Consider the following 1,172-nt stretch of genomic DNA (forward strand, 5'->3'; position numbering starts at 1 on the left):
TGAAATAGCTACGATTTAATCTGACAGTTAGGGTTAATTTTAAGTAACCACACTTTTAATCAACCCTTTAAAACTGCCAGACATGAATGTAGCGGTAAAGTTAATTAAAAACAAAGTAGGCTTATTAAGATTAGCCGAAGAATTGGGAAATGTGTCCCATGCATGTAAATTATTCGGTTACAGCCGTGATAGTTTCTACAGGTTCAAAGAGTTATATGATGAAGGCGGGGAAGCGGCCCTGCAAGAGATCAGTAGAAAGAAACCCATTGTTAAGAACCGGATAGATCCACAAATTGAGGAGGCTGTCGTATCAATGGCTATTGATCAACCGGCTTACGGTCAGCTGCGGGCCAGTAATGAACTCAAAAAGCAAGGCATTTTTATTTCACCGGCTGGTGTACGATGTGTCTGGTTACGCCATGACCTGGAAACATTTAAGAAGCGCCTTAAAGCCCTGGAGGCCAAATCCGGAATCGAAGGTACGGTTCTCACCGAGACCCAGGTAATCGCCCTTGAACGGGCCAAAGAAGAAAAAACAGCCCACGGGGAGATAGAGACCCATCACCCGGGCTATCTCGGTGCCCAAGACACCTACTATGTCGGCACCATTAAGGGCGTCGGCAGGATCTACCAGCAAACCTTTATTGACACCTACTCAAAGGTCGCTTTTGCCAAGTTGTACGACCGCAAACATGCTTTGATAGCTGCCGATATGCTCAATGACCGCGTTCTGCCCTTCTTCGAGGAGTACGGCGTCCGTTTGCTGCGTGTTCTGACTGATCGGGGAACCGAATACTGTGGTGCCCGTGAACATCATGAATACGAACTTTACCTGGCGCTGGAAGACATCGATCATAGCAAGACAAAGGCTAGGAGCCCACAAACTAACGGGATTTGTGAAAGATTCAACCGGACTGTTCAAGATGAATTTTATGCCGTTGCCTTCCGGAAGAAACTTTATAATTCGCTGGAAGAAATGCAAACGGATCTTGACACCTGGATGGATGACTATAACCGTAATCGGACCCATACGGGCAAATACTGCTTCGGGAGGACACCTTTACAGACTTTTGAAGAAACACTACCTTTAGCCAAAGAAAAACAGCTGGACGATATACCGCCAGCTGCCTAATATTTTAACCCGACTGTCAGGGCAAATCGGAACTATTACA

1 protein-coding gene is annotated in these 1,172 nt (G+C 46.0%); it reads left to right on the top strand.

All coding sequences use genetic code 11. The features are described 5' to 3' along the window. Positions 1–82: 82 nt before the first annotated feature. Positions 83–1,132 (top strand): IS481 family transposase, encoded by a 1,050-nt coding sequence (locus tag DEV76_RS25790; RefSeq protein WP_109700847.1) that lies wholly within the window; start codon positions 83–85, stop codon positions 1,130–1,132. The last annotated feature ends 40 nt before the right edge of the window (positions 1,133–1,172 follow it).

The organism is Chitinophaga deserti (genome assembly GCF_003149455.1).
GTDB lineage: Bacteria > Bacteroidota > Bacteroidia > Chitinophagales > Chitinophagaceae > Chitinophaga > Chitinophaga deserti.